25 protein-coding genes and 1 pseudogene are annotated in these 23,319 nt (G+C 62.7%); 23 read left to right on the forward strand and 3 right to left on the reverse strand.

Annotation, left to right across the window (positions count from 1 at the left end; genetic code table 11):
• The first annotated feature begins 64 nt into the window (after nt 1-64).
• The 12 genes and pseudogenes from ACK8OE_RS16715 (at nt 65) to ACK8OE_RS16770 (ending at nt 9,530) form a co-directional block, all read left to right on the forward strand.
• The gene (locus ACK8OE_RS16715; RefSeq protein ID WP_410273492.1) at nt 65-511 is read left to right on the forward strand and encodes a DUF2285 domain-containing protein; all 447 of its coding nucleotides are present in this window, start codon (nt 65-67) and stop codon (nt 509-511) included.
• 138 nt (nt 512-649) lie between these two features.
• Nucleotides 650-931 carry a helix-turn-helix transcriptional regulator gene (locus tag ACK8OE_RS16720; protein WP_410273493.1) on the forward strand — a complete coding sequence of 94 codons (282 nt, stop codon included), beginning with the start codon at nt 650-652 and terminating at the stop codon, nt 929-931.
• A 17-nt stretch (nt 932-948) separates the two neighbouring features.
• Nucleotides 949-1,770, forward strand: a pseudogene (locus tag ACK8OE_RS16725) (replication initiator protein A); the annotation flags it as partial.
• Between the two features lie 278 nt (nt 1,771-2,048).
• The gene (gene parA, locus ACK8OE_RS16730; RefSeq protein WP_410273494.1) at nt 2,049-2,705 is read left to right on the forward strand and encodes a ParA family partition ATPase; all 657 of its coding nucleotides are present in this window, start codon (nt 2,049-2,051) and stop codon (nt 2,703-2,705) included.
• Nucleotides 2,698-2,949, forward strand: coding sequence for a hypothetical protein (locus tag ACK8OE_RS16735; RefSeq protein ID WP_410273495.1), 252 nt, complete (start codon nt 2,698-2,700; stop codon nt 2,947-2,949). The genes parA and ACK8OE_RS16735 overlap by 8 nt, the downstream gene beginning before the upstream one ends.
• Nucleotides 2,950-2,954: 5 nt before the next feature.
• On the forward strand, nt 2,955-3,467 hold the full coding sequence (locus ACK8OE_RS16740; RefSeq protein ID WP_410273529.1) for a DUF2840 domain-containing protein: 513 nt from the start codon (nt 2,955-2,957) through the stop codon (nt 3,465-3,467).
• A complete protein-coding gene (locus ACK8OE_RS16745; protein WP_410273496.1) occupies nt 3,437-4,009 on the forward strand; it encodes a S26 family signal peptidase in 573 nt (190 codons plus the stop codon). The genes ACK8OE_RS16740 and ACK8OE_RS16745 overlap by 31 nt, the downstream gene beginning before the upstream one ends.
• A 44-nt stretch (nt 4,010-4,053) precedes the next feature.
• Nucleotides 4,054-4,389 carry a DUF736 domain-containing protein gene (locus tag ACK8OE_RS16750; RefSeq protein WP_410273497.1) on the forward strand — a complete coding sequence of 112 codons (336 nt, stop codon included), beginning with the start codon at nt 4,054-4,056 and terminating at the stop codon, nt 4,387-4,389.
• Nucleotides 4,390-4,393: 4 nt separating this feature from the next.
• Entirely contained in the window at nt 4,394-5,107 is a 714-nt protein-coding gene (locus ACK8OE_RS16755; RefSeq protein ID WP_410273498.1) for a lytic transglycosylase domain-containing protein, read from the forward strand.
• Nucleotides 5,108-5,351: 244 nt separating this feature from the next.
• Complete coding sequence (locus ACK8OE_RS16760; protein ID WP_410273499.1) at nt 5,352-7,091, forward strand: relaxase/mobilization nuclease domain-containing protein; 1,740 nt, start codon at nt 5,352-5,354, stop codon at nt 7,089-7,091.
• 23 nt (nt 7,092-7,114) lie between these two features.
• The gene (locus ACK8OE_RS16765) at nt 7,115-9,103 is read left to right on the forward strand and encodes a conjugal transfer protein TraG (protein ID WP_410273500.1); all 1,989 of its coding nucleotides are present in this window, start codon (nt 7,115-7,117) and stop codon (nt 9,101-9,103) included.
• A 7-nt stretch (nt 9,104-9,110) separates the two neighbouring features.
• Nucleotides 9,111-9,530 carry a ribbon-helix-helix protein, CopG family gene (locus ACK8OE_RS16770; RefSeq protein ID WP_410273501.1) on the forward strand — a complete coding sequence of 140 codons (420 nt, stop codon included), beginning with the start codon at nt 9,111-9,113 and terminating at the stop codon, nt 9,528-9,530.
• A gap of 175 nt (nt 9,531-9,705) precedes the next feature.
• Here ACK8OE_RS16770 and ACK8OE_RS16775 read toward each other — a convergent pair whose 3' ends face one another.
• The 3 genes from ACK8OE_RS16775 to ACK8OE_RS16785 all read right to left on the reverse strand — a co-directional run bounded on the left by ACK8OE_RS16775 (nt 9,706) and on the right by ACK8OE_RS16785 (nt 13,365).
• On the reverse strand, nt 9,706-11,559 hold the full coding sequence (locus tag ACK8OE_RS16775; protein WP_410273502.1) for an AAA family ATPase: 1,854 nt from the start codon (nt 11,557-11,559) through the stop codon (nt 9,706-9,708).
• A 197-nt stretch (nt 11,560-11,756) separates the two neighbouring features.
• Nucleotides 11,757-13,040: a type II toxin-antitoxin system HipA family toxin gene (locus ACK8OE_RS16780; RefSeq protein ID WP_410273503.1), complete on the reverse strand. Its 1,284-nt coding sequence runs from the start codon at nt 13,038-13,040 to the stop codon at nt 11,757-11,759.
• A complete protein-coding gene (locus ACK8OE_RS16785; RefSeq protein WP_410273504.1) occupies nt 13,030-13,365 on the reverse strand; it encodes a helix-turn-helix transcriptional regulator in 336 nt (111 codons plus the stop codon). Before ACK8OE_RS16785 ends, ACK8OE_RS16780 begins: the two co-directional genes overlap by 11 nt.
• Nucleotides 13,366-13,745: 380 nt before the next feature.
• On the opposite strand from ACK8OE_RS16785, the gene trbB reads away from it, so the two are divergent.
• The 11 genes from trbB to ACK8OE_RS16840 all read left to right on the forward strand — a co-directional run bounded on the left by trbB (nt 13,746) and on the right by ACK8OE_RS16840 (nt 23,319).
• On the forward strand, nt 13,746-14,738 hold the full coding sequence (gene trbB, locus ACK8OE_RS16790; protein ID WP_410273505.1) for a P-type conjugative transfer ATPase TrbB: 993 nt from the start codon (nt 13,746-13,748) through the stop codon (nt 14,736-14,738).
• Entirely contained in the window at nt 14,735-15,091 is a 357-nt protein-coding gene (locus tag ACK8OE_RS16795; RefSeq protein WP_410273506.1) for a TrbC/VirB2 family protein, read from the forward strand. The genes trbB and ACK8OE_RS16795 overlap by 4 nt, the downstream gene beginning before the upstream one ends.
• 2 nt (nt 15,092-15,093) lie before the next feature.
• Nucleotides 15,094-15,363, forward strand: coding sequence for a VirB3 family type IV secretion system protein (locus tag ACK8OE_RS16800; RefSeq protein ID WP_410273530.1), 270 nt, complete (start codon nt 15,094-15,096; stop codon nt 15,361-15,363).
• Between the two features lie 12 nt (nt 15,364-15,375).
• Entirely contained in the window at nt 15,376-17,814 is a 2,439-nt protein-coding gene (gene trbE / locus ACK8OE_RS16805) for a conjugal transfer protein TrbE (RefSeq protein ID WP_410273507.1), read from the forward strand.
• Nucleotides 17,811-18,578, forward strand: coding sequence for a P-type conjugative transfer protein TrbJ (trbJ, locus tag ACK8OE_RS16810; RefSeq protein ID WP_410273508.1), 768 nt, complete (start codon nt 17,811-17,813; stop codon nt 18,576-18,578). Before trbE ends, trbJ begins: the two co-directional genes overlap by 4 nt.
• A gap of 7 nt (nt 18,579-18,585) precedes the next feature.
• Nucleotides 18,586-18,894 (forward strand): putative entry exclusion protein TrbK-alt, encoded by a 309-nt coding sequence (gene trbK-alt, locus ACK8OE_RS16815; protein WP_410273509.1) that lies wholly within the window; start codon nt 18,586-18,588, stop codon nt 18,892-18,894.
• A 2-nt stretch (nt 18,895-18,896) separates the two neighbouring features.
• Nucleotides 18,897-20,252, forward strand: a complete 1,356-nt coding sequence (gene trbL, locus ACK8OE_RS16820; RefSeq protein WP_410273510.1) for a P-type conjugative transfer protein TrbL — start codon at nt 18,897-18,899, stop codon at nt 20,250-20,252.
• Nucleotides 20,253-20,254: 2 nt separating this feature from the next.
• Entirely contained in the window at nt 20,255-20,938 is a 684-nt protein-coding gene (gene trbF, locus ACK8OE_RS16825; protein ID WP_410273511.1) for a conjugal transfer protein TrbF, read from the forward strand.
• On the forward strand, nt 20,935-21,990 hold the full coding sequence (gene trbG, locus ACK8OE_RS16830; RefSeq protein WP_410273512.1) for a P-type conjugative transfer protein TrbG: 1,056 nt from the start codon (nt 20,935-20,937) through the stop codon (nt 21,988-21,990). The genes trbF and trbG overlap by 4 nt, the downstream gene beginning before the upstream one ends.
• Before the next feature lie 92 nt (nt 21,991-22,082).
• On the forward strand, nt 22,083-23,240 hold the full coding sequence (locus tag ACK8OE_RS16835) for a TrbI/VirB10 family protein (RefSeq protein ID WP_410273531.1): 1,158 nt from the start codon (nt 22,083-22,085) through the stop codon (nt 23,238-23,240).
• Nucleotide 23,241: 1 nt separating this feature from the next.
• Nucleotides 23,242-23,319: a DUF2274 domain-containing protein gene (locus tag ACK8OE_RS16840; protein WP_410273532.1), complete on the forward strand. Its 78-nt coding sequence runs from the start codon at nt 23,242-23,244 to the stop codon at nt 23,317-23,319.

Genomic DNA, 23,319 nt, shown 5'->3' on the forward strand with positions numbered 1-23,319 from the left:
CAGCGTGGTTCTGTTGTCATCACCGCCGCCGGTGCTGCAAGACGCGCCCTCGCAAGACAGTCCCTTGCCGCTCGTCTTGTCGGCGGACCAGCAAGGCATTGACGGCTTCCATGCGCTCTTGCCTCTGCTGGATGATCAAAGGCTGCAAGTGTTCAGCCTGGACGCCGAACCCCTTGCCGCGATCATTCCCCTGACGCCGGAAGGCTTCGACCGGCTTGCTGCCGTCTATCGCCTCCTCGCTCACCTTCATGGCCGTTCCGTGCCGCCCGACGCACGTCTGACGCGCCAGCAGCGCGCCCGGGCACGGCGCATGCTACAGGCCATCGACGGCTTGCGCTCCGGCGCCACCCAGCAGGAAATCGCCCAGAGCCTCTTCCGCATCAAACGGTTGGGCCGTAGCGAATGGCAAGTGTCCCCGATCCGCCATTCGGTGATGTCGCTCCTCCGCGACGCCCGCTCGATGGTTTCCGGCGGCTACCGCAAACTCCTTCGCCACCGTCGCAAACCCTAAAACACTTGTACTGACGCGATGTGGGAAATTCGTACCCCACAAATTCCTCCTCCATCCAACCTGCTTCCCTTCGCCATCGTGGCCTGCATTCGCCGTCTATTCCCGACGGTGCCAACGCACACCACGAAAGGCCGATCCATGCGACCCGATCTCGCCGTTTTGCCGCCGCGCTTTCTGCGCACCAAGGAAGCCGCCGAATTTCTCAGCCTCTCCGCCCGGACCCTCGAAAAACACCGCACCTATGGCACCGGCCCCGCCTACAAGAAACTCGGTGGCCGCGTCGTCTACGCCGTCGACGACCTGCAAGCCTGGGCCGAGCGCGGCGCGGTGACATCGACAACCGATCCGCGCGGTCAGGTTCTCCCCGCCAAGCGCCATGGCTTCCCGTCGGGCGGCCAGCCAAGCCACTTCGCGCGCTGACCCGGCGTCCTTATTCCATGTCGGCGCGGCATCGAACCCTTTCGGAACGTGGGCAGCTCGATCTCTTTCGGGCGCTCCCTGGCGATTTCGCGCCAAGAGATGCGCAGGATCTCATGGCCTATCCCTTTTTCTCCCTGTCGAAATCGCATCGCGTCACGCCCATCGACTTCGTCGCGGGCGCTGTCTCGATCCGCGTCGAGGCCGTGCCCGACCACGGCATGGCCACCATCTGGGATGCCGACATCCTGATCTGGGCCGCAAGCCAGATCGTTGAGGCTCGCGACTCGGGCTTGCGCACGTCGCGGCTCATGGCGGCGACGCCCTATGAAATTCTCACCTTCATCGGTCGCGGCACATCGCTTCGCGACTATCAGCGCCTCAAGGCAGCACTCGACCGCCTGCAATCGACGACGGTCAGCACCTCCATCCGTCAGGCGGCGGAAGGCCGCCGCCATCGCTTCTCCTGGATCAACGAATGGAAAGAGCGCACGGATCGGACTGGTCGCCCGGATGGGATCGAGCTGATAGTGCCCGACTGGTTCTATCAGGCTGTCCTCGACAACGCCCTCATCCTGACCATCGACCGGGCCTATTTCGATCTGACCGGCGGGCTTGACCGCTGGCTCTATCGCCTTGTGCGCAAGCATGGCGGACGGCAGCGCAGCGGTTGGCGATTCGACTTCCGTCACCTGCACCAGAAATCTGGCGCGCTATCGCCGTTCAAGCGCTTCGCCTTTGAGCTGCGCGACATCGTGCGCCGTCAGCCCTTGCCGGGATACACACTGTTTCTAGAGGTCGAGGTTGGCGGGCGCGTGCTGCTCGCCTTCGAGCCTAATCCGGCCTGTGGACAAGCTGTGGACGGCCTTGTGCCATCGGGAACCCTCGGACACGTGCCATCAGGAACCGGCCCCTCGTGCTATCAGGAACCCAAACAGGGTGTAACCCACAGACGCAAAACCGGAAATCGCCCCCTTAACTTAGAATCTAACTCAGAATCTAACTTCTTGATGCGCGCGCGCGATGGGGAAAACCCATCTGACGGTGCCTTTGACGCCCAGGAACACCCCGGAAATCCGATCACCAAGAGCCGGTTTCCAGAGCGTTCGGGAGGCGCGCGATGATCGTGGCCCTCCTCAATCAAAAAGGTGGTGTCGGCAAGACGACGCTGGCACTGCATCTGGCAGGTGAATGGGCGCGGCAGGGCCAGCGCGTCACCCTCATCGACGCCGACCCGCAGGGCTCGGCATTGGACTGGTCGCAGCAACGCGAACATGAACGCCTGCCACGGCTCTTCGGTGTGATTGGACTGGCGCGCGATACGCTCCACCGTGAAGCGCCGGAACTCGCCCGCAGCGCCGACCACGTCGTCATCGACGGTCCGCCCCGTGTCGCCGGCTTGATGCGCTCGGCCCTTCTGGCTGCGGACCTGGTGCTTATCCCCGTGCAGCCGTCACCGCTCGACGGCTGGGCCTCCGCCGAAATGCTCGCCCTGCTCAAGGAAGCCCGCATCTATCGTCCGGACCTTGCCGCCCGTTTCGTCCTCAATCGTTGTGCGGCGCGCACCATACTCGCCCGTGAAACGGCTGACGGTCTTGCCGACCATGACCCGCCGGTGCTCGGCGCAACCATCGGCCAGCGCATCGTCTTTGCCGCCGCCGCCCAATCCGGGCAGCTGGCGCAGGAACTCGATCCCGACGGACCTGCCGCGCGAGAAATTGCCCGGCTCGCCGATGACATCATGAGCCTTGCTGCCGGGAGGGATCGTCATGACTGAGCGCCCGTCCCGTCGCGGCTTCGCGGCCCGGCCAGCTGATCCGGAGAGCTGGATCAAGGCGCCTGATGCGCCAACGCGCGGCGCTGACACCTCCCTCAACACCGCACGTCTGACCATCGACGTTACGCCGGACATGCGCGGGCGCATCAAGATCGCCGCCTTCCGCCGGGGCATGACCGTTGCCGACATGCTGCGCGATCTCCTCGCGCGGGAGTTTCCAGCCGACGCCGGAGAGCCGTCATGAGCGTGATGACGGACAAGCAAGCGATCCGCCAGGCTGGGCCAGCATCTGCGCAGGCCACAGAACTCACCGAGGTCGAGCTGGTGTGGATCGAAAAGCAGATCGAACACTGGATACGTTTCGGCCATGAGACCTCCGAACGCCTGATCGACCGCCGCCGGCGCTGCGTCAGCTTCGCGCCGGAGAGCGTCTTCGCGCTCATCCGCTGGGCGGCGAACAGGTTCGGCACGGTGAGTTCGCATCTCTACGTCGTGCGCACCGTGCGACCCGGCTGCGGATTCCAAACTGTGCCTTCCGTGACACCCGGCGGCGAGATCCTGCTGCACGTGGCGAGTTGGCCGAAGGTCGAGCGGGTTCTGAGCCACATCGACGCCATTGAGGCCTTGCGGATCGACCCGTGCGCCGTCGCACCCGATCACTGGCGTCATCTCCACAATCGCCTCGCGACCGGCGAACCGCCACGCCCCTACACGCTGGCGCGTCATCGGGCATGGCTCAAACGACACGAGGTCAGCCAATGAAGCGCATCCTTTATCTTCTGGCGGCAGCCACGGCCCTTGCAGGGTTCGGCGTCACCACCCTTTCCGCTATGCCGATGAAACTGCTCTGGAACGCCACCGCCAGTGCGCCCATTGGCCTCTATTCGGTTGGTCCGGCCAGCAAGCTTCAGATCGGCGATCTGGTGGTCGTCAGACCAGACGAGGCGCTCGAAGGTTTCATGGTCGAGCGCGGCTATATCGGTCGTGGCGTCCCCCTCCTGAAACACATCGCGGCCTTGTCCGGGCAACAGGTCTGCCGGATCGGCCGCGACATCATGATCGATGGACGTTTCGCCGCCGCCGCACTCGACCGCGACAGGCGCGGTCGAGACCTGCCGGTCTGGCAGGGCTGCCAGCACATCGCTCCTAACGCGGTTTTTCTGCTCAACCCCGCCGCCCGCGACAGCCTCGATAGCCGCTATTTCGGCGCGATGCAGGTCATGGACGTGCTCGGCAAGGCGCAGCCTCTCTACACCGACACGACCGGAACAGGCCACTTCACCTGGCGCGCAATAGCGCCGTGAGCGCCCACGTTGCCGTCTTCTTCCACCATTCCAAGGAGGTTTCCATGACACAGATCGGACAGTTTACGCGCAACCCTTCTGGCTTTTCCGGTCACATCCGCACGCTCATGCTGAGCGCGGAGCTGGTGATTGTCGCCATTCCCCCGTCCGACACGGGGGGCGCGCCGGACTACCGTGTCCACCTCGATACCCAGGATGGCCCGGAAGCCGGGGCCGGATGGAAACGCACCGGCGAACGCGCTGGCGAATTCATCGCCTTGATTCTCGATGACCCGCTGCTACCGCAGCCGATCCGCGCCAATCTCTTCCGCGACGACGACGCCGGTCACGCCTGGTCTCTGCACTGGAACCGTCCGCAAAAGCGCGAAGGACGGGACTGACGCCATGCGCCTGCTCCCTCTTCTCCTTTCCGGCATCGTTCTTCTGAGCCCACCGCCAAGCCCTGCGATTGCCGATCCGCTGACGCCGGTTGCGCAATCGCCCGGTGGTGCCTACGCCGATCATATCGCCGAGGCCGCTGCACGGTTTGAGCTTCCCGCGCGCTGGATCAGTGCCGTGCTGGAGGCAGAAAGCGCTGGCGACCGCCGAGCGCGCTCGCCCAAGGGCGCAATGGGCCTGATGCAGATCATGCCCGCGACTTGGAAAGACCTGCGTGTGCGGCACCGATTGGGCACCGATCCTTACGATCCGCATGACAACATCATCGCAGGCGCCGCCTATATCCGGGAACTGTTTGACCTTTACGGCTCGCCCGGCTGGATCGCCGCCTATAATGCTGGCCCAGGGCGCTATGAAGCCTCGCTCAAGGGCCGAACGCTGCCCAGTGAAACCCGCGCCTATGTCGCGCTTGTAGCGCAATCGCTCGATGCCAAAGGACCATCGGACAGCGTCTTGGCGGCTCCCTCGAATGCCGTCACCTGGACACAGGCGCCGCTGTTCGTCGCGCAGAACGCCACCCGCCAGACCGCCATTCCCATACCGGAAAAGCGCCCGTCTTCGGAGGCTCAAGCGACAACGGAAGTGCGCGATGTCTCCGCCATCGAACCACAGTCTGATGGCCTGTTTGTCGCCCGCGCCAGTGCAGGACGCACACCATGAGCACTCGGGTTCCTGATCGCACGATAGCGGACACCGGCGTAGAGAAGCGTGCGCAGAGGTTGAGGCCTGGCAACACGACCGAAGGATGGCGAGATAAAAGGCCGCGAGGTGCGGGCTTGGTCGGTCGTTTATTTTCAGTGGGTTATGCATCACTTTTGCGAGGTGCGATGAAGTGTAGCACCTCGCAGACCTGCCATTATTTTCGTAAATTCAATGCGTTGTCGCGATGTGCTGGAGCTTTGCGATGAGTGGCGACGAGGACTTTCGTATCCGTCCTGGCCGCGTGCGCAGTTCCGGCACGCAAGCCACGCGGCCCTTCATCGCGCAGGCCCTGGCAGCGGCCCAGAAGGCTGGCGGCCATGTGTCCCGCTCTGGCCGCATCAGCGCCGGCACCCGCTCGACCTTTGGCCGCGGCCGGACGGCGAGCGTGCGCGCCAATAACCTTCTGACCGGCCGTTCCCGCGTCGTTGTTATCAAGACCCGCGTAGTCCGCCAAAGCGCTCGCGCAACACCACTCACCACCCACCTCAATTATCTGCGCCGCGACGGCGTGACCCGAGACGGGGAAAAGGCACATCTCTTCGGTCCTGGAGAGACAGAGGTGGATGGGCAGACCTTTGCCGAACGCGCGGACGGCGACCGTCATCACTTCCGTTTCATCGTATCGCCGGAGGACGCTGCGGACATGGCCGATCTGCGATCCTTCACCCGCGATCTGATGGGCCAGATGGAAAAGGATCTCGGCACCAAGCTCGACTGGGCAGCCGTCGATCACTGGAACACCGACAATCCGCATGTACATGTCATTCTGCATGGACGCGCTGACGATGGCCGGGACCTCGTTATCGCACGCGACTATATCAAAGATGGGATGCGCGCCCGCGCGGCCGACCTCGTCACCCAGGAGCTGGGGCCGCGCACTGACCTCGATATCCGCCGCAGCCTGACCACCCAGATTGACGCCGACCATTGGACCCAGCTCGATCGCCAGCTGTCCCGTGATCGTGACGCCCATGGCATCGTCGATGTGGCGCCGGCCAACGCCGAGCGGCCCGACGAGTTTCACGCCCAGAAAGTTGGTCGACTGCGCAAGCTCGAAACCCTCGGCCTCGCCCATGAGGTTGGCGCGGGGCAATGGATCATTGACGACAAGGCAGAAGCCACCTTGCGAGCGCTTGGCGAGCGCGGCGACATCATCAAGCGCATGCACCAGGCGCTGACAGATCACGGCATTGAACGCGGGTCGGCGAGCTTCATCCTCGCTGGTGAAAGTCTTGATGACACTATTGTCGGGCGACTCGTCGCCCGCGGCCTTGATGACGAGCTGAAGGGCACCGCCTATGCGGTGGTCGATGGCGTTGATGGACGCACCCATCACATCAAGCTTTCCAACCTCGACGCTGCTGGTGACAGCACGCCCGGTTCCATCGTCGAACTGCGCAAATTCGATGACGCCAACGGCCAGCGCCGCGTGGCGCTCGCGGTACGCTCGGACTACGACCTCGATCGACAGATCACCGCGTCCGGCGCGACCTGGCTGGATCGCCAAAACATCGCCCGTGATCAGCATGCGCTTTCTGACGGCGGCTTCGGCGCGGAGGTGCGTCATGCCCTGCATGCGCGCGCCGATCATCTTGTCGCGCAGGGCATTGCCGAGCGTCGTGGCAGCCAGGTGATGTTTCCGCGCGGCCTGATCGAGACCCTGCGAAACCAGGAACTTGAACAGGCAGGTCAGGCGATCGCAGCCGAGACCGGCCGACCGCTCAAAGCTTCAGGGACTGGCGATTATGTGACCGGCGATTATCGCCGTCGACTTACGCTCGCCTCCGGCCGCTTCGCCATGATCGATGACGGCCTTGGCTTCCAGCTCGTGCCCTGGACGCCCTCACTCGAAAAGCATCTCGACCGCCATGTCTCCGGGATCGCCCGCGCCGATGGCGGCATCGACTGGAGCTTTGCCCGCAAGCGCGGGATTGGCCTTTGAACTTTTGACGAAAGACGAAACCGATGTCTGCAACCAAAATTCTCTGGGGCCAGATCCTCACCGTTCTTTCGATTGTTCTGATCTGCATTTGGGGTGCGACCGAATGGGTGGCCTGGCGGCTGGCCTTCCAACCGGAGCTAGGTGAGCCCTGGTTTCGGCTGTTAGGTTTTCCATTTTACCTGCCGCCCGCCTTCTTCTGGTGGTGGTACGCCTATGACGCCTATGCACCATCGATATTTGTGGAAGGTGCCTACATCGCCGCATCCGGCGGGCTGATCGCGGCAGCCGTCGCCATCGGCATGTCGGTCTGGCGGGCGCGTGAGGCCAAGAAGGTTGAGACTTACGGCTCCGCCCGATGGGCTGAGCCCGACGAGGTGAAGGCGGCAGGTCTATTGGGGCACGATGGCGTCGTGCTCGGCCGCTATGACGAGCACTATCTGCGCCACGACGGCCCCGAACACATCCTGTGTTTTGCCCCGACACGATCCGGCAAGGGTGTCGGCCTCGTCGTGCCTTCGCTTCTGACTTGGCCCGGCTCGGCCATCGTTCATGACATCAAGGGCGAAAACTGGCAGCTCACGGCCGGCTTCCGCGCCCGGCATGGCCGCGTTCTGCTCTTCGATCCGACCAACGCCAAATCCTCAGCCTACAATCCGCTGCTGGAGGTTCGCCGCGGGGAATGGGAGGTGCGCGACGTCCAGAACATCGCCGATATCCTCGTCGATCCCGAAGGCTCCCTTGAAAAGCGCAACCATTGGGAAAAGACCAGCCACGCCTTGCTGGTCGGCGCCATCCTCCATGTCCTCTATGCCGAGCCCGACAAGACGCTGGCCGGCGTCGCTGCTTTTCTCTCCGATCCGCGCCGCCCGATAGAGTCGACGCTCGCCGCCATGATGAAAACCGCGCATCTGGGTGAAGCCGGCCCGCACCCCGTCATTGCCAGCGCAGCACGCGAACTGCTCAACAAGTCCGACAACGAGCGCTCGGGCGTGCTCTCCACCGCCATGTCGTTTCTCGGCCTCTACCGCGATCCGGTCGTCGCTGAGGTCACACGCCGCTGCGACTGGCGGATCATGGACCTGGTCGCCGCAAAACATCCGGCTACCCTCTATCTCGTCGTCCCGCCGTCCGACATCGCCCGCACCAAACCGCTCATCCGTCTGATCCTCAATCAGGTCGGGCGCCGCCTGACCGAGGATTTGCAGGCCAAGGCCGGACGGCACCGCCTTCTTCTGATGCTCGACGAGTTTCCGGCGCTTGGGCGGCTCGATTTCTTCGAGAGCGCACTGGCCTTCATGGCGGGCTACGGCCTCAAGAGCTTCCTGATTGCCCAGTCGCTGAACCAGATCGAAAAGGCTTATGGCGCGAACAACTCGATTCTCGACAACTGCCACGTCCGTGTCAGCTTTGCCACCAATGATGAACGGACTGCCAAGCGCGTTTCCGATGCGCTCGGCACCGCCACCGAGATGAAGGCGATGAAGAACTATGCCGGACACCGGCTCTCGCCCTGGCTCGGACATCTGATGGTCTCTCGTTCCGAGACGGCGCGCCCGCTTCTGACCCCCGGCGAAATCATGCAACTGCCGCCGACCGACGAGATCGTCATGGCGGCGGGCCTAGCGCCGATCCGCGCGAAAAAGGCCCGGTATTACGAGGACGCCCGCTTCAAGGAACGCCTGCTGCCCCCGCCCAAGCTCACCGCTTCAGCGGTTGGACGGCGCGACGACTGGACCAGCCTGCCGGTACCTGACAGGCCTGAGCTTTCCGCACCTCATTTGCCAAACGGCGATCAAGGCGACGAAGATCCGACCGAGTCCGAACGCCGGCATCAGCCTGAACTCAACCGCATCACGCCGGTCGAGAAGAAAGCCCCGATCAGCAACGAATTTGAAATCGACCTGCCGGATGACACGGATGAAGACGCCGTCCGCAATAGCCGCTTGTCCCGTGTCATGCAGGGCGTGGCGCGTCAGGTCTCGCTTGATCCCGACGACGGCATGGACCTGTGAGGCGCACATGACGAAATCACCCCGCAAGCAACGCCTTTCCGTTTATGTCGAACCCGCTGTCATGAAACGTCTCGTCGAACATGCGGCGCGACGGGACCAGTCCCGGTCTCTCATTGCCGAAGCGGCGATCGAATCCTTCCTCTCACCTGACGCGGCCGAGCGTCAGGAAGCAGCCTTCACCAAGCGTCTCGATCAGATCGATCGTCGCATCGCGCGCCTCGAACGCGATGTCGGGATTTCCGTCGAAACCCTTGCGGTGTTCGTTCGCTTTTGGCTGTCGACAACCCCGGCCCTGCCGGAACCCGCTGCGCAAGCTGCCCGCGCCAAGACTGGCGAACGCTACGATGCCTTTATCACCGCGCTCGGACGGCGGCTCGCCAAGGGGCCGCAACTCCGGCAGGAGATTTCAGAGGATGTGGGTGAGTGAGATTATGCGGCCAAGAATGATCGTCTTTAATGGCCAGTTGTGATTGCCAGGATAACCGCCCACCCCGCGGCTGTTCCACACCATCACATTGGATATATTCTCAGCCAAAATAGATTTTGAAAGCGGTCTTTCGATAATTTAACGTAGACCAACAGCAATAGCGTAACCACGGCCACTACACTGGAGGAGGATTAAACGCATTTATCCAGCTTGGAGCGATGAGATGCTCTGAAGAAGAGTAGATTCTATTCTCGCAATCCTGTGTCGCTCCGCCCACGAGTTCATGTATGCGCGGACGGATGCCATCCATTAGCATCTTGCCATGGCTGTGCTCGAAGGCAACTGGGATCAGGCCGTTTGCGGGCACGAAGTTGGCATTCGCTGGCGGATCCGCAGGCATGCCGCACTGTGCCCATTCGGGTTTCCCGCGCTTGCGTGGGCTGTCGTAGACTGTCATCCGGATTTGGCCGCGTGCCGTGTGCGCGGCGGCGACGAGTTGGTCGCGCTTGAAAGCCGACACATCGGAAATCGCAGCATCAATCACGTCAGGCGCGATCTGTTGGAACTTAGCCTTCAGGTGCTCCGCCTGGGCGAAGGAATGCTCCACGTCGTTGAGAGGCGTGAACACCTCAGTGACGCGAGTGACTCCATTCCGCTGCCGTTCGGCAGCCGCGGTCGCGATCTCGAAATCCATCTCGGGCTGAGTGCGGAAGTCGCGGTCGCGATGGAGGATAATCCGGGCGTCGGGTCTCATGTCAGTAATCATGCTGGCGAGCAGACGGGCGGCCGGCAGATTGCCGCATCCATTGTAGGAGATGACGGCGAGGTTTTGTGGTGCCCCGTTGGCTAGCGCCAACGCGGTGACTGGTTTGGTGCGCTTATCCTCGGTCATCAAAAGAACGGGGCGGGCGGGGTCAAAGGCGTCGGCACCGGCCGATAGCGCACCAAGAGTCATGAGAATCGGAAGCGCTGGCCGTTGGGCATCGTCGACAGGTACTTGAACGCCCCCGCTCATCCAGATGACAGCGGCGTCGGAGTCGTACATAAGGCGCTGAATCAATTGCGGGGAATGGCTGGCAAACAGGACCCTCGTTTGGGTCTCCGCGGCAACGCCACGCAGCGCTTCGTACAATCTCGACTGACTGTCAGCGTGAAGATGGGCGTCCGGCTCGTCAAGTAGCAAAAGCGGGGGCGCGTAAAAGCAAGCGTAGGCAATAATCTGGATCACCTGCAACATGCCCGTGGAAGCCATGTCGATCGTCACTCGTGAATCCGTACCCTCGACTTCGACTCTTACATAGCGGTCGCGGTGTTGGTCATGCGCCACGATGACGCGCGCACCGGGATAGCAACGGTCAAGGAGGGTAGAGAACGTCTTCCAACCGCTCTCAGGAAGCCCCCCTATGTTGCGTGTGTTTGTCCATGAGGTCCTTGCCATTTCATCCAGGTCACGGGTGAACAAGTGGTCGAGCACGGTGCGAAGGTACAGATTCGCATCACCGTGCATGACGGCAGCGTCCATAGCGCCCTTTGTGCGCCATTCCTCGCGCATCGGTATGCCAGAAAGACCAGGCGTCAAGATCGAGAATGGTCGGTCGGAATCGGCAAGCACAGCCGCCAAGTCGTCGTTGCCGACACGGTTGATCGCGATGTTAGCGTTCTTTCCCCGTTTGACCTCTATTGTCATCTCTTTTATGACGTTCGTGTCTAGATCGACCCCGCTATAGGTGATGGAGTATCCGAGACTCTGCGTTGCCGGATCACCCCGGCGCAGATCCAAAAGATTTTCGGTCGGCCGAAACAAGACTGCGTCGTTCGATACTGTACTAGCGAATTCGGGCGTACCGTCGCCACGAAGCCTACGCAACGAAGCCTGCAGGATTGACACACCGAGTTGCGCTGCTTGTAACGCGCTGCTCTTTCCGCTTGTGTTCCCTCCGACTAGTGCTGTGACGGGCTTTAAATCTATGGTGAGCTCTTCAATCCGTTTGAAATTTCTGACCGTGATCTGGTCGAGGCGTATCCGCATTTTGCCCCCAACTCCATTGCGTTACCTAAGAAGCGCAAAGTGCAACGTCAATTGAATCAGTTCCACAAAACTATCGCGACGGTCAACCGTCCCATCGAACCCAAACTCGTGTTTGCTTCTCGCCATTCTAGAGACATTCGTCTGGTTTATATCAAAGCAGCAATTACAACCATAAGTCAACGAGCAATCTTCGATCTCTATCTTTCAAAGGCATAGTTGTTCAGGAACTGTCGTTCCCAAAGAAACGCCCGATCAACAGCGCTGAGTTCGGCTTCATTGCAAATGTCGCCCCAAGCTGCTCGGATACCTTCGACCTGTGCGTCTATGATTTCATCGGCGTCCGCGGCACCCAACAGGAAGGCGGATGCTGCGGCACGGCAGGTTTCCAGGCGGCTACGCCGATCCTCCTCCCCTATCAGCATAGCCTGACTGGCCTCGCGACCGGTGCGCGGCTGGGGGCAGATGTCGTAGGCGGGCGTAAGCGACAGCGAGGTGCCATCCCAGAAGGCCGCGTGATTGCGCGCATGATCGTCGGTGTTGCCCGAGAGCACGTTGAACACCATACGCCCAAACAATTCCCTCAGCGTTTCTTTTGGATCGGTGAAGCGCGCGCGGATGATGTCGGCAAGATCGCGATAGCTGGCATATCGTGCCTGCATTTCGGACAGGCCAAACATGGTTAGCGCCGAGACCATCGCGCGCCGCGTCCATCCTTTTTCTGTACGCGCGCGATCAAAGCGCTTGACCAGCAGCACGTCCTTGCCACTGGCCTTGACCAGCCTGACGGGGGCAACATTGAGTCCGGCTGCCACATCGGCCAGACGCATCGCCACATATTCCGCCTTAACGATGGCATAGGTGTCGTTCGTCGCGGAAAATTTGGTGATGAACTTGTCTTCGCCATCGGCAATCAATGCCTTCGGGCGGGCGCCGCCGATGGAACTGCCATGAAACAAGGCCTTGTCGAGAGCAGGCGGAATTGGCTCGCCCCGGTCGACACGCTCGGCCGCTTCCAGCAACTCTTCGAGCGTTGCATTTTCGGCTTCGCGTGGCTCATAGCGATCCGGCGACACCTGGAAATCCAGAGCACCGATGCGGTCGGAGCCGGAATTCAGCATGTAGGTCAACTCATCGAATTCGACCGCTTGTGCGTCAACGCCCTTCAAGCCCGTTAGCCGGTTGATGATGACCCTGCGCCCCCAGGCATCGGGCGATCCGTCGCGCAAGGCGCCCGCCATGTCGAGCGGTGCCTGCGGGACGAGCGCGCCGCGCTGCAACGGCAATTCCGGCAGATAGATCGGGATGGCGTCGGGGCGTTCCAGATAGGACCGGCCGTAGTTGAAAACATGAAGGTCGCCATCGCGGGCAAGACGTCCGGCGACGACAGGTTCCGTGCTTCCAGGCAACCAGATCCAGACATAGGCGTCACGCGGCAGCGGTCTTGACCTTTGCCGGTCGCCTGTCTTGCGCTCAGAAGTCATCTTTCACCTCCGTTCGCGGGCGGCGGATAGACTGCGGCAGCAGCGCAAGCTTGTCCCCGACGCGGGCAACTTGAGCAGCAAGGGCTGATGGCTCACTGACAAACAGCGGCACGCCAACCAGATGAGCCGCCTCGAACACCAGGCCGATTTCAGCTTTGGCGCTTCCCTTTTCAATCATCTGCAAGGTGCTGCGGGCAATGCCGATGCGCTCAGCAAGATCGGCTTCGGACATCTTGCGCTGTTTGCGGGCAAGCTTGATCTGCCCGCCCATAAGGACGAGCGCTTCCTGCGTTGCGCGCGAATAGGTTCGAATGGTGGAAACCATCAATTTTGCCTCTTATGCCGGTCATGAATATCCTTCATGCCTGATATAAAAGGCACATAACACATAATCTTCGAATTTTCAATGAATGACCGCTATGGACGTCACAAAACGCCTTTATGAAGTTTATATCGGGCACATTTTTGTACGTACGGCCTTCGCAAGGCTCAAGATGGCGAGGACGAGATAGCCGAAGGCGACCATAGCTCATCCTTGATGAGGCGCCTCCCGAAAACAAGAGGCACACAGGTCCGCCGTTCTCCTGTATTTGCACGCCACACCCCTACGACGACGAAAATCTGTTGAGCCCGCCCAAAATCTGGCTCTCTTAATCATCCCCGTGCCGAAAGCGTTTGTTCGCTCCCGGCAGAAATGGGGATCGGATGGCCGCTTCACATCACAACTCGGAAGGTCTTGCACGCGGCGCGCGTATGCTGCGCACGGCGCTTGGCTCGGCCATCGCCCGGTTTCTGGAAGACGCTTCCGTCGTCGAGGTGATGCTGAACCCTGATGGACGCATCTGGATCGACCGTCTCTCTGAAGGGTTATCAGATACGGGGGAACGCCTGTCGCCCGCCGACGGCGAGCGCATTGTGCGTCTAGTCGCCCATCACGTCGGCTCCGAAGTCCATTCAGGCGCCCCGCGCGTCTCGGCCGAACTGCCCGAGACAGGCGAACGGTTCGAGGGATTGTTACCGCCCGTGGTCGCAGCCCCCGCCTTCGCCATCCGCAAGCCCGCCGTGGCGGTGTTCACGCTCGATGATTATGTCGCCGCCGGGATCATGTCGGCGGCACAGGCAGAGACGCTGCGCGAAGGCGTGGCTTCTCGCGCCAACATCCTCGTTGCCGGTGGCACCTCGACCGGCAAGACCACGCTGACCAACGCTCTGCTGGCGGAAGTCGCCAAGACCACCGATCGCGTGGTCATCATCGAGGATACGCGCGAACTGCAATGCGCTGCGTCGAACCTCGTCGCCATGCGCACCAAGGATGGCGTCGCATCGCTCTCCGATCTCGTCCGCTCCTCGCTTCGCCTGCGCCCCGACCGCATCCCGGTCGGCGAAGTGCGTGGGGCCGAGGCGCTGGACCTGTTGAAGGCCTGGGGCACAGGCCATCCAGGCGGTGTCGGCACGATCCACGCCGGCAGCGCCATTGGCGCACTGAGACGGATGGAACAGCTCATCCAGGAAGCCGTCGTCACAGTCCCTCGCGCGCTGATCGCCGAAACGATTGATCTCGTGGCCGTGCTCTCCGGCCGCGGGTCCGCGCGTCGGCTCACCGAACTCGCCCGCGTCGAGGGCCTCGGCCCGGATGGCGACTACCGCATCGTCTCCGCCACTATTTTCCACCAGCCAGAAGAAGGAACCTCCCAATGATGCCTGTTGTTCAGCCTTCCCGCCTCGAGGGCCTGCGCCAGCTGCGCCAACGTTTCGTCATGACCGTATCGGTCGCTACGCTCTCAGTGATCATGGCCGCGCCCGCTCACGCCTCCGGCTCGTCCATGCCATGGGAAGCGCCGCTCCAATCCATCCTCCAATCGATCGAAGGCCCGGTCGCCAAGATCATCGCCGTCATCATTATTATCACCACGGGCCTGACGCTGGCCTTCGGCGACACGTCAGGCGGGTTCCGTCGTCTCATTCAGATCGTGTTCGGCCTGTCGATCGCTTTTGCGGCATCGAGTTTCTTCCTGTCTTTCTTCTCGTTCGGCGGCGGAGCGCTGGTCTGATGATGACCGCTGGCGACGATGTTCCAGGCTTCACCGTGCCGGTCCACCGGGCGCTCAGCGAGCCGATCCTGCTCGGCGGCGCGCCACGCGCCATCGCGATTCTGAACGGCACGCTCGCCGGCGCCGTCGGTCTTGGTCTACGCCTCTGGCTGGTCGGCATCCTCATCTGGGCGATCGGGCATTTCGCGGCGGTGTGGGCAGCCAAGCGCGACCCACTCTTCGTCGAGGTCGGTCGCCGCCATCTGCGCATCCCGGCACATCTCACGGTCTGAGGGAAGACGGCCATGATGAACCTCGCCGAATACCGCAACAAAAACACCCGGCTCGCTGACTTCCTGCCTTGGGTGGCGCTGGTCGGTTCCGGCATCGTGCTCAACAAAGACGGCAGCTTCCAGCGCTCGGCGCGGTTTCGTGGTCCCGATCTGGATTCGGCCGTACCCGCCGAACTGGTCGCCGTGGCGGGCCGGCTGAACAACGCCTTCCGCCGTCTCGGCTCCGGCTGGGCGATCTTCGTCGATGCCGTTCGGCATGCGGCGCAGCATTATCCGGATAGCGTGTTCCCGGATTCTGCGTCGGCACTGGTCGATGCCGAGCGGAAAGCAGACTTTGAAGAAGCAGGCAGCCATTTCGAGTCCAGCTATTTCCTGACCTTCACCTATTTGCCACCCGCCGAGGACGCCGCCCGCGCCGAAACCTGGCTCTACGAGGGCCGGGAGAAGACCGGCATTGATCCCCATGAGGTGATGACCGGCTTCGCCGATCGCACCGACCGGCTGCTGCGTTTGATCGAAGCCTTCATGCCGGAATGCCGCTGGCTTGATGACGGCGAGACGCTGACCTATCTGCACGGCTGCGTTTCCACCCACCGGCACCGTGTCCGCGTCCCCGAAACCCCGATCTATCTCGACGCGCTGCTCGCCGATCAGCCGCTGACCGGCGGGCTGGAGCCGCGCCTGGGCTATCAGCATCTGCGCGTGCTCACCATCACCGGATTTCCGACCGCGACGACGCCGGGCCTGCTCGACGAGTTGAACCGGCTGGCCTTTCCCTATCGCTGGTCCACCCGCGCCATCCTGCTCGACAAGACCGACGCGACCAGGCTGTTGACGAAGATCCGGCGGCAATGGTTCGCCAAGCGCAAGTCCATCGCCGCGATCCTCAAGGAGGTGATGACCAACGAGCAATCCGCGCTGGTGGACACGGATGCGTCGAACAAGGCAGCGGATGCCGATCTCGCGCTTCAGGAACTCGGCGCGGACTATGCGGGGATCGCCTATGTCACCGCCACCGTGACGGTGTGGGACGCCGATCCGCGCATCGCCGACGAAAAACTACGCCTCGTGGAGAAGGTCATTCAGGGCCGCGACTTCACGGCGATGGCAGAGACCATCAACGCCGTGGATGCCTGGCTCGGATCGTTGCCAGGGCATGTCTATGCCAACGTCCGGCAGCCGCCGATCTCCACGCTCAATCTCGCCCACATGATCCCCCTTAGTGCCGTGTGGGCGGGGCCGGAACGGGACGAGCATTTTGCAGCGCCCCCATTGCTGTTCGGCAAGACCGAGGGCTCGACCCCGTTCCGGTTTTCTCTCCATGTTGGCGACGTCGGCCATACACTGATTGTCGGCCCGACCGGCGCCGGCAAATCCGTCCTGCTGGCCCTGATGGCACTGCAATTTCGGCGTTACCGGCGGTCACAAGTCTTCGCCTTCGATTTCGGCGGGAGCATTCGTGCTGCGGCGCTCGCCATGCGCGGCGACTGGCACGATCTTGGCGGCAGTCTAACCGAGGGCAGCGCCGACAGCGTATTGTTGCAACCGCTTGCGCGCATCGATGACGCCGCAGAACGTGCCTGGGCCGCCGACTGGATCGCCGTGATCCTCGCCCGCGAGAGCGTCGCCATCACGCCGGAGGTGAAGGAACATCTCTGGACGGCGCTGACCTCGCTGGCCTCTGCACCTCTGGAGGAACGCACCATCACCGGCCTGTGCGTTCTCTTGCAGTCCAATGACCTGAAGCAGGCGCTACGCCCCTACTGCATCGGCGGGGCCTGGGGCCGGTTGCTCGATGCCGAAATCGAACATCTGGGCACCGGAACGGTCCAGGCGTTCGAGACCGAGGGGCTGATCGGCACGGACGCGGCACCCGCTGTGCTCGCCTATCTCTTCCACCGGATTGAAGACCGGCTCGACGGTTCGCCGACCCTCATCATTGTCGATGAAGGCTGGCTGGCGCTCGACGACGAGGGCTTCGCCAGCCAGCTCCGCGAATGGCTGAAGACGCTCAGGAAGAAGAACGCGTCGGTCATCTTCGCGACGCAAAGCCTGTCGGACATCGATGGCTCGGCCATCGCACCCGCGATCATCGAAAGTTGCCAGACCCGACTTTTGCTGCCGAACGAGCGCGCCATCGAGCCGCAGATCACCGCCATCTATCGCCGCTTCGGCCTCAACGATCGCCAAATCGAGATCCTCGCCCGCGCCATGCCGAAGCGCGACTATTACTGCCAGTCGCGGCGTGGCAACCGGCTGTTCGAGCTGGGCTTGTCGGACGTGGCGCTGGCGCTTTGCGCCGCATCTTCCAAGACCGATCAGGCGGCCATCGCGAAGATCGTCGCCGAGCATGGCGCAGATGGCTTCCTCGACGCCTGGTTGCGCCATCGTGGCGTCGATTGGGCTGCCGACCTCATCCCAAACCTCACCAACCTGGAGACACTGCCATGACGCTTCGTCATTTCCCGGGCCACACCCGCGCGGTGATGATCGCCGCCGCCCTAGCCATCCCGCTCTCGGCATCGCCCATCCTGACAACACCGGCGTCGGCGCAATGGATCGTCTACGATCCGACCAATTATGCGCAGAACCTGCTTTCCGCGACGCGGGCGCTTCAACAGATCAACAATCAGATCACCTCGCTTCAGAATGAAGCACAGATGCTGATCAACCAGGCGCGCAATCTGGCGAGCCTGCCATATTCGTCGCTGCAACAGCTCCAGCAATCGGTGAGCCGCACCCAACAGCTTCTCGGCCAGGCCCAGAACATTGCTTACAATGTGCAAGCGATCGATCAGGCCTTCCAGACCCAGTACGCCAATGTCTCCATGTCGGCCTCCGATGCGCAACTCGTTTCAGATGCCAAGACCCGTTGGCAGAACACGGTCGGCGGCCTTCAGGACGCCATGCGCGTGCAGGCCACCGTCGTCGGCAATATCGACACCAACCGCACCGAGATGTCATCTCTCGTCGGCGCCAGCCAGTCCGCCACTGGCGCTTTGCAAGCGACACAGGCCGGAAACCAGCTCCTCGCCCTTCAGGCCCAGCAACTGAGCGATCTCACGGCGGTCGTTGCCGCCAATGGGCGGGCACAGGCGTTGCAATCGGCCGAACAAGCCGCCGCAGCCGAACAAGGCCGGGAACAACGCCGCCGCTTCCTGACGCCGGGCTCCGGTTATCAGGCTGGCAGTGCCCAGATGTTCTACGGCGATTGAGGGCGACATGATGGACGGCAAGACCCTCGCGCGTCTCGCGGCCGTGATTTTCGTGGCCGTCGCCATCATCGCGACAGCGATAGAGATGAACCGCCGCGATGTGTCTCAAGATGCGTCCGTGACCTTTCCGCCATCCGCCCCGAGGCCGGACCCGCTCGATGGCGAGCTTGCCCGATGCAGCGGGATTGGCGAATCCGGAAGCCGCGATCCGGCTTGCCTGAAGGCATGGGCGGAGAACCGCCGCCGCTTCCTCGGCCAGCCAGCCTCCGCAGCTCCAGGCCCGCAGCCGTCGTCGCCTGAGAATGGAGCGCGCTGACCATGGGCAATACTGGCGTCATCGATCATTTTCTCGAGGTCTTCACCCGCTATATCGATGGCGGTTTCGGACTGCTCCGTCCCGAGGTGGGCTTCATCGCCACCACCTTGATCGTCATCGACGTCACGCTGGCAGCCCTCTTCTGGTCCTGGGGCGCCGACGAGGACATCATCGCCCGGCTCGTCAAGAAGACACTCTTCGTCGGCGTCTTCGCCTATATCATCGGCAACTGGAACAACCTTGCCCGTATCGTCTTCGAAAGCTTCGCCGGTCTCGGCCTGAAGGCCTCCGGCACCGGCTTTACCGTGAGTGATCTCCTTCGCCCCGGCAAGGTGGCGCAGACAGGTCTCGATGCAGGTCGCCCCCTGCTCGATTCCATCTCGAACCTGATGGGCTATTGGGCCTTCTTCGAAAATTTCATTCAGATCGCCTGCATGTTGTTTGCCTGGGCGCTCGTGCTGCTCGCCTTCTTCGTGCTCGCCATTCAGCTTTTCGTCACGCTGATCGAGTTCAAGCTGACGACACTCGCCGGTTTCGTGCTGATCCCCTTCGGTCTGTTCGGCAAATCCGCCTTCATGGCCGAGCGCGTCCTCGGCAACGTCATTTCTTCCGGGATCAAGGTGCTGGTGCTCGCCGTCATCATCGGCATCGGCTCGACGCTGTTTTCGGAGTTCACCTCCGGTTTTGGCGGCGCGACGCCGACCATCGACGAAGCCATGGCTATCGTGCTCGCGGCGCTATCGCTGCTCGGTCTCGGCATCTTCGGTCCCGGCATTGCCAGCGGCCTCGTGTCGGGCGGCCCGCAGCTCGGTGCGGGCGCCGCCATCGGCACTGGTCTCGCTGCCGGCGGCATGGTTGCGGCAGGCGCGGCAACGGTTGGCGCCGTCGCCTCCGGCGGCGCCTCTCTTCTCGGCGGTGCCGCAGCGGCCGCGCGTGGTGGCGCAGCGCTGGCCGGTGGCGCATCGACCGCCTATAGCCTTGGCGCCGCCGGTGAGACCGGCGCTTCCGCTGTTGCCTCCGGTCTTGGCAATGTCGCTTCGACGGGTGCCAAGGCTGCCGTTTCGCCTCTGAAGAATGCCACTGGCCGCGCGTCCGACAGCCTGAAATCCAGCTACCAGTCCGGCGCTCGTGCCGCCTTCGAGGCCAGTGGCGGATCATCGACGGCCGGCACCGTAGGCGGCGATGCGCCGGAAGCCGCATCAGGTTCCGCCTCTCCATCTGAAAACCCACCCGCCTGGGCGAAGCGCATGAAACGCTCCCAGACCATGACGCACGGCGTTCAGGCGGCCGCGCACGCCGTCAAATCCGGCGACACCCATGGCGGCGGATCGTCCGTCAATCTCTCCGAAGGCAATTGACCATGTTCAAGCGACCCTCAACCCATTACGGCAAATCTCCCGAGCCAGAAACGCCCTATCAGCGTGCCGCCCAGGTCTGGGACGACCGCATCGGCTCTGCCCGCGTTCAGGCAAAGAACTGGCGGCTGATGGCATTCGGCTCGCTCGCCTTGTCAGCAGGATTGTCGGGTGCGCTGGTCTGGCAGTCGATGAACGGCTCGATCGTGCCCTGGGTGGTGCAGGTCGACAAGCTCGGTCAGGCGCAAGCCATTGCACCCGCGACCGCCGACTATCAGCCCAACGACGCTCAGATTGCCTTCTACCTCGCCCGCTTCATCGAACAGGTCAGGAGCATTCCCGCCGATCCGATCGTCGTGCGGCAAAACTGGCTACGCGCCTATGATTTTACGACGCAAGGCGGTGCGCTGGCGCTCAACGACTATGCGCGCGCCAATGATCCCTTCGCCAAGGTCGGCAAGCAACAGATCGCGGTCGAAGTTTCCAGCGTCATCCGCGCCTCGCCGTCGAGCTTCCGCGTCGCCTGGATCGAGCGTCGCTATCAGGATGGATCATTGGCCGCGACCGAGCGCTGGTCCGCCATCCTTACCGTCGCAGTGCAACCGCCCCGCGATGCCGACACGCTCAGGAAAAATCCCCTCGGGATCTACATCAACGCCATCAACTGGTCGAAGGAGCTTGGATCATGATCCGGCCGTCTCATCTGACCGCCGGACGTCCGGCGACGCGTAGCCACGTACCTCCGCCTTTCCGTAAATCCGGCTTGCCGCTTCTGTTGCTTTATGCGTCTGCGCTTGCCGGGTGCGCGACACCGCAAAAGCCCCCGGAAATTTCCTACGACGATGCCGCGCCCGCCGTTCTGGCAGCCGATCCGCCAAAGCCGGTTCAGGTTGTCGAATTGCCCAAAGTCCTGCCGCTCCCCGGCCAGTTGAAGCCGGTCGGCAAGGATGGCAAGCCCGCACCTGAACTGGCGGACCCGGCCGCCCGGGTGAGCGAGGCCAACGCCGCTGCCCGGATGCAGCCCGTCAGAAACGGCTTCATCAACTCGATGCAGGTCTATCCCTTCGTCGATGGCGCGCTTTATCAGGTCTATACCTCGCCGGGACAGATTACCGATATCGGCCTTCAACCCGGCGAGCAGCTTGTCGGCTCCGGCCCGGTCGCCGCAGGAGACACGGTGCGCTGGATTATCGGCGATACCGAAAGCGGCTCAGGCGCCGCCAAACAGGTCCATATCCTCGTCAAGCCGACGCGACCGGAACTCACGACGAACCTGGTCATCAACACTGATCGGCGCACCTATCACATGGAGCTGCGCTCTACCGAAAAGACCTATATGGCCTCGGTCTCCTGGCAGTATCCGCAGGACCAGCTCATAGCACTCCGCCGCCAGAACCAACAGGCTGAGGCTCAGCAGCCGGTCGCCAGTGGCGTCGATCTCTCCCGTGTCAATTTCCGCTACGACGTAACCGGAGACCGAGCACCCTGGCGGCCGCTGCGCGCTTTTGATGACGGGCGGCAGGTGTTCATCGAGTTTCCGCGCGGCATCGGTCAGGGCGAAATGCCGCCATTGTTCGTCGTCGGCCCCGAGGGCGACACGTCCGAACTCGTAAACTACCGCGTGCGTGGCAATTACATGATCGTCGACCGCCTGTTCGCCGCCGCCGAATTGCGCTTCGGCGCGGGCAAGGACCAGAAACGTGTCCGCATCTCCCGAACCGACGGGAGACCTGCGTCATGAGCACCGAAATCGATCCCGAAAAGGAAGAAGGCCGGAAGCCGGATGCGACTGAGGAAGACGCCCGGCCGCTGACCGGCGAGCCCGTTTCTTCCATGCGTCTTCGCCCCGATCCGCCGCTTGTCACGCGGCTGTCACGCAAGGTTCTGGCCGGTTTGGGGCTCGCCGCTGGCCTTGGCGTCGGCGGTGCCCTGATCTATGCCCTTCAGACCAGGAATGGCGGTAATCAGGGACAGGAACTCTATTCGACCGACAATCGCACCACGCCGGATGGCCTGGCAGGACTGCCCAAGGACTATAGCGGTGTGCCGAAACTCGGTCCCCCGCTTCCCGGCGATCTTGGGCGACCGATCCTGAACGCGCAGAACGGCGGCCAGCCGGTTGCAACGCCCAGCGTTGTCGCCTCTGCGTCCTCCGGCCCAAGCCCGGAAGAGCAGCGCCGCGCACAGGAGATTGAGGCCGCCCGCACCGCCCGGCTGTTTGCGCCGACCGATGCACGTTCCGTCAATATGGGCATGACCAATCCAGTGCAGACTACGGCGGCGGCGATGACCCCGCAGCCTGACCTCACCAGTCTCGGTCTTGCGCCGCAGCCCTCAACGCCGTTAGCGCAAGATCGCCAGCTTGCCTTCCTCAACCAGACGCCCGACAAGCGCACGGTTTCGACGGATCGCGTCGCCGCCCCGGCATCGCCGAACATCCTTCAGGCTGGGGCGGTGATTGCCGCTGCGCTCATCACCGGCATCCGCTCCGATCTTCCCGGTCAGATCACCGCCCAGGTGACGGAGAATGTCTATGACAGCCCGACCGGCAAGATCCTGCTCATCCCGCAGGGCACCCGCGTGATTGGCCAATACGACAATGGCGTCGGCTTCGGTCAGCGTCGCGTGCTCCTCGTCTGGAACCGGCTGATTTTTCCCAATGGCCGATCGATCGTTCTGGAGCGCCAGCCCGGCGCGGACGCCGGAGGCTATGCCGGTCTTGAGGATGGTGTCGATTACCATTGGGGCGAGTTGTTCAAGGCGGCGGCCTTGTCCACGCTGCTCAGCGTCGGCGCACAGGCTGGTTCGTCCGGCAATGACAGCGACATCGTGCAAGCTCTGCGTCAAGGCGCGTCGCAGAGCATCAACCAGACCGGCCAACAGGTCGTCAGCCGCCAACTCAACATCGCGCCGACGCTGACCATACGGCCGGGATTCCCGGTCCGCGTGATCGTCACGCGCGATCTTGTCCTCGAACCCTATGGAGGTTGACATGGCGAAATTGAAACTCTCGGTGATCGTCGATGACAAGCCCGTCAAGGTCGCACTGGAACTGCCGGATGGAGGTTGA

It is taken from the genome of Asticcacaulis sp. W401b, from assembly GCF_046503825.1.
Taxonomy (GTDB): domain Bacteria; phylum Pseudomonadota; class Alphaproteobacteria; order Caulobacterales; family Caulobacteraceae; genus Asticcacaulis.

Excerpts from the sequence above, each read along its gene's own strand:
- ACK8OE_RS16720 (WP_410273493.1), top strand. The coding sequence starts at position 650 with ATGCGACCCGATCTCGCCGTTTTGCCGCCGCGCTTTCTGCGCACCAAG.
- parA (WP_410273494.1), top strand. The coding sequence starts at position 2,049 with ATGATCGTGGCCCTCCTCAATCAAAAAGGTGGTGTCGGCAAGACGACG.
- ACK8OE_RS16735 (WP_410273495.1), top strand. The coding sequence starts at position 2,698 with ATGACTGAGCGCCCGTCCCGTCGCGGCTTCGCGGCCCGGCCAGCTGAT.
- ACK8OE_RS16740 (WP_410273529.1), top strand. The coding sequence starts at position 2,955 with ATGACGGACAAGCAAGCGATCCGCCAGGCTGGGCCAGCATCTGCGCAG.
- ACK8OE_RS16745 (WP_410273496.1), top strand. The coding sequence starts at position 3,437 with ATGGCTCAAACGACACGAGGTCAGCCAATGAAGCGCATCCTTTATCTT.
- ACK8OE_RS16750 (WP_410273497.1), top strand. The coding sequence starts at position 4,054 with ATGACACAGATCGGACAGTTTACGCGCAACCCTTCTGGCTTTTCCGGT.
- ACK8OE_RS16755 (WP_410273498.1), top strand. The coding sequence starts at position 4,394 with ATGCGCCTGCTCCCTCTTCTCCTTTCCGGCATCGTTCTTCTGAGCCCA.
- ACK8OE_RS16760 (WP_410273499.1), top strand. The coding sequence starts at position 5,352 with ATGAGTGGCGACGAGGACTTTCGTATCCGTCCTGGCCGCGTGCGCAGT.
- ACK8OE_RS16765 (WP_410273500.1), top strand. The coding sequence starts at position 7,115 with ATGTCTGCAACCAAAATTCTCTGGGGCCAGATCCTCACCGTTCTTTCG.
- ACK8OE_RS16770 (WP_410273501.1), top strand. The coding sequence starts at position 9,111 with ATGACGAAATCACCCCGCAAGCAACGCCTTTCCGTTTATGTCGAACCC.
- ACK8OE_RS16775 (WP_410273502.1), bottom strand. The coding sequence starts at position 11,559 with ATGCGGATACGCCTCGACCAGATCACGGTCAGAAATTTCAAACGGATT.
- ACK8OE_RS16780 (WP_410273503.1), bottom strand. The coding sequence starts at position 13,040 with ATGACTTCTGAGCGCAAGACAGGCGACCGGCAAAGGTCAAGACCGCTG.
- ACK8OE_RS16785 (WP_410273504.1), bottom strand. The coding sequence starts at position 13,365 with ATGGTTTCCACCATTCGAACCTATTCGCGCGCAACGCAGGAAGCGCTC.
- trbB (WP_410273505.1), top strand. The coding sequence starts at position 13,746 with ATGGCCGCTTCACATCACAACTCGGAAGGTCTTGCACGCGGCGCGCGT.
- ACK8OE_RS16795 (WP_410273506.1), top strand. The coding sequence starts at position 14,735 with ATGATGCCTGTTGTTCAGCCTTCCCGCCTCGAGGGCCTGCGCCAGCTG.
- ACK8OE_RS16800 (WP_410273530.1), top strand. The coding sequence starts at position 15,094 with ATGACCGCTGGCGACGATGTTCCAGGCTTCACCGTGCCGGTCCACCGG.
- trbE (WP_410273507.1), top strand. The coding sequence starts at position 15,376 with ATGATGAACCTCGCCGAATACCGCAACAAAAACACCCGGCTCGCTGAC.
- trbJ (WP_410273508.1), top strand. The coding sequence starts at position 17,811 with ATGACGCTTCGTCATTTCCCGGGCCACACCCGCGCGGTGATGATCGCC.
- trbK-alt (WP_410273509.1), top strand. The coding sequence starts at position 18,586 with ATGATGGACGGCAAGACCCTCGCGCGTCTCGCGGCCGTGATTTTCGTG.
- trbL (WP_410273510.1), top strand. The coding sequence starts at position 18,897 with ATGGGCAATACTGGCGTCATCGATCATTTTCTCGAGGTCTTCACCCGC.
- trbF (WP_410273511.1), top strand. The coding sequence starts at position 20,255 with ATGTTCAAGCGACCCTCAACCCATTACGGCAAATCTCCCGAGCCAGAA.
- trbG (WP_410273512.1), top strand. The coding sequence starts at position 20,935 with ATGATCCGGCCGTCTCATCTGACCGCCGGACGTCCGGCGACGCGTAGC.
- ACK8OE_RS16835 (WP_410273531.1), top strand. The coding sequence starts at position 22,083 with ATGCGTCTTCGCCCCGATCCGCCGCTTGTCACGCGGCTGTCACGCAAG.
- ACK8OE_RS16840 (WP_410273532.1), top strand. The coding sequence starts at position 23,242 with ATGGCGAAATTGAAACTCTCGGTGATCGTCGATGACAAGCCCGTCAAG.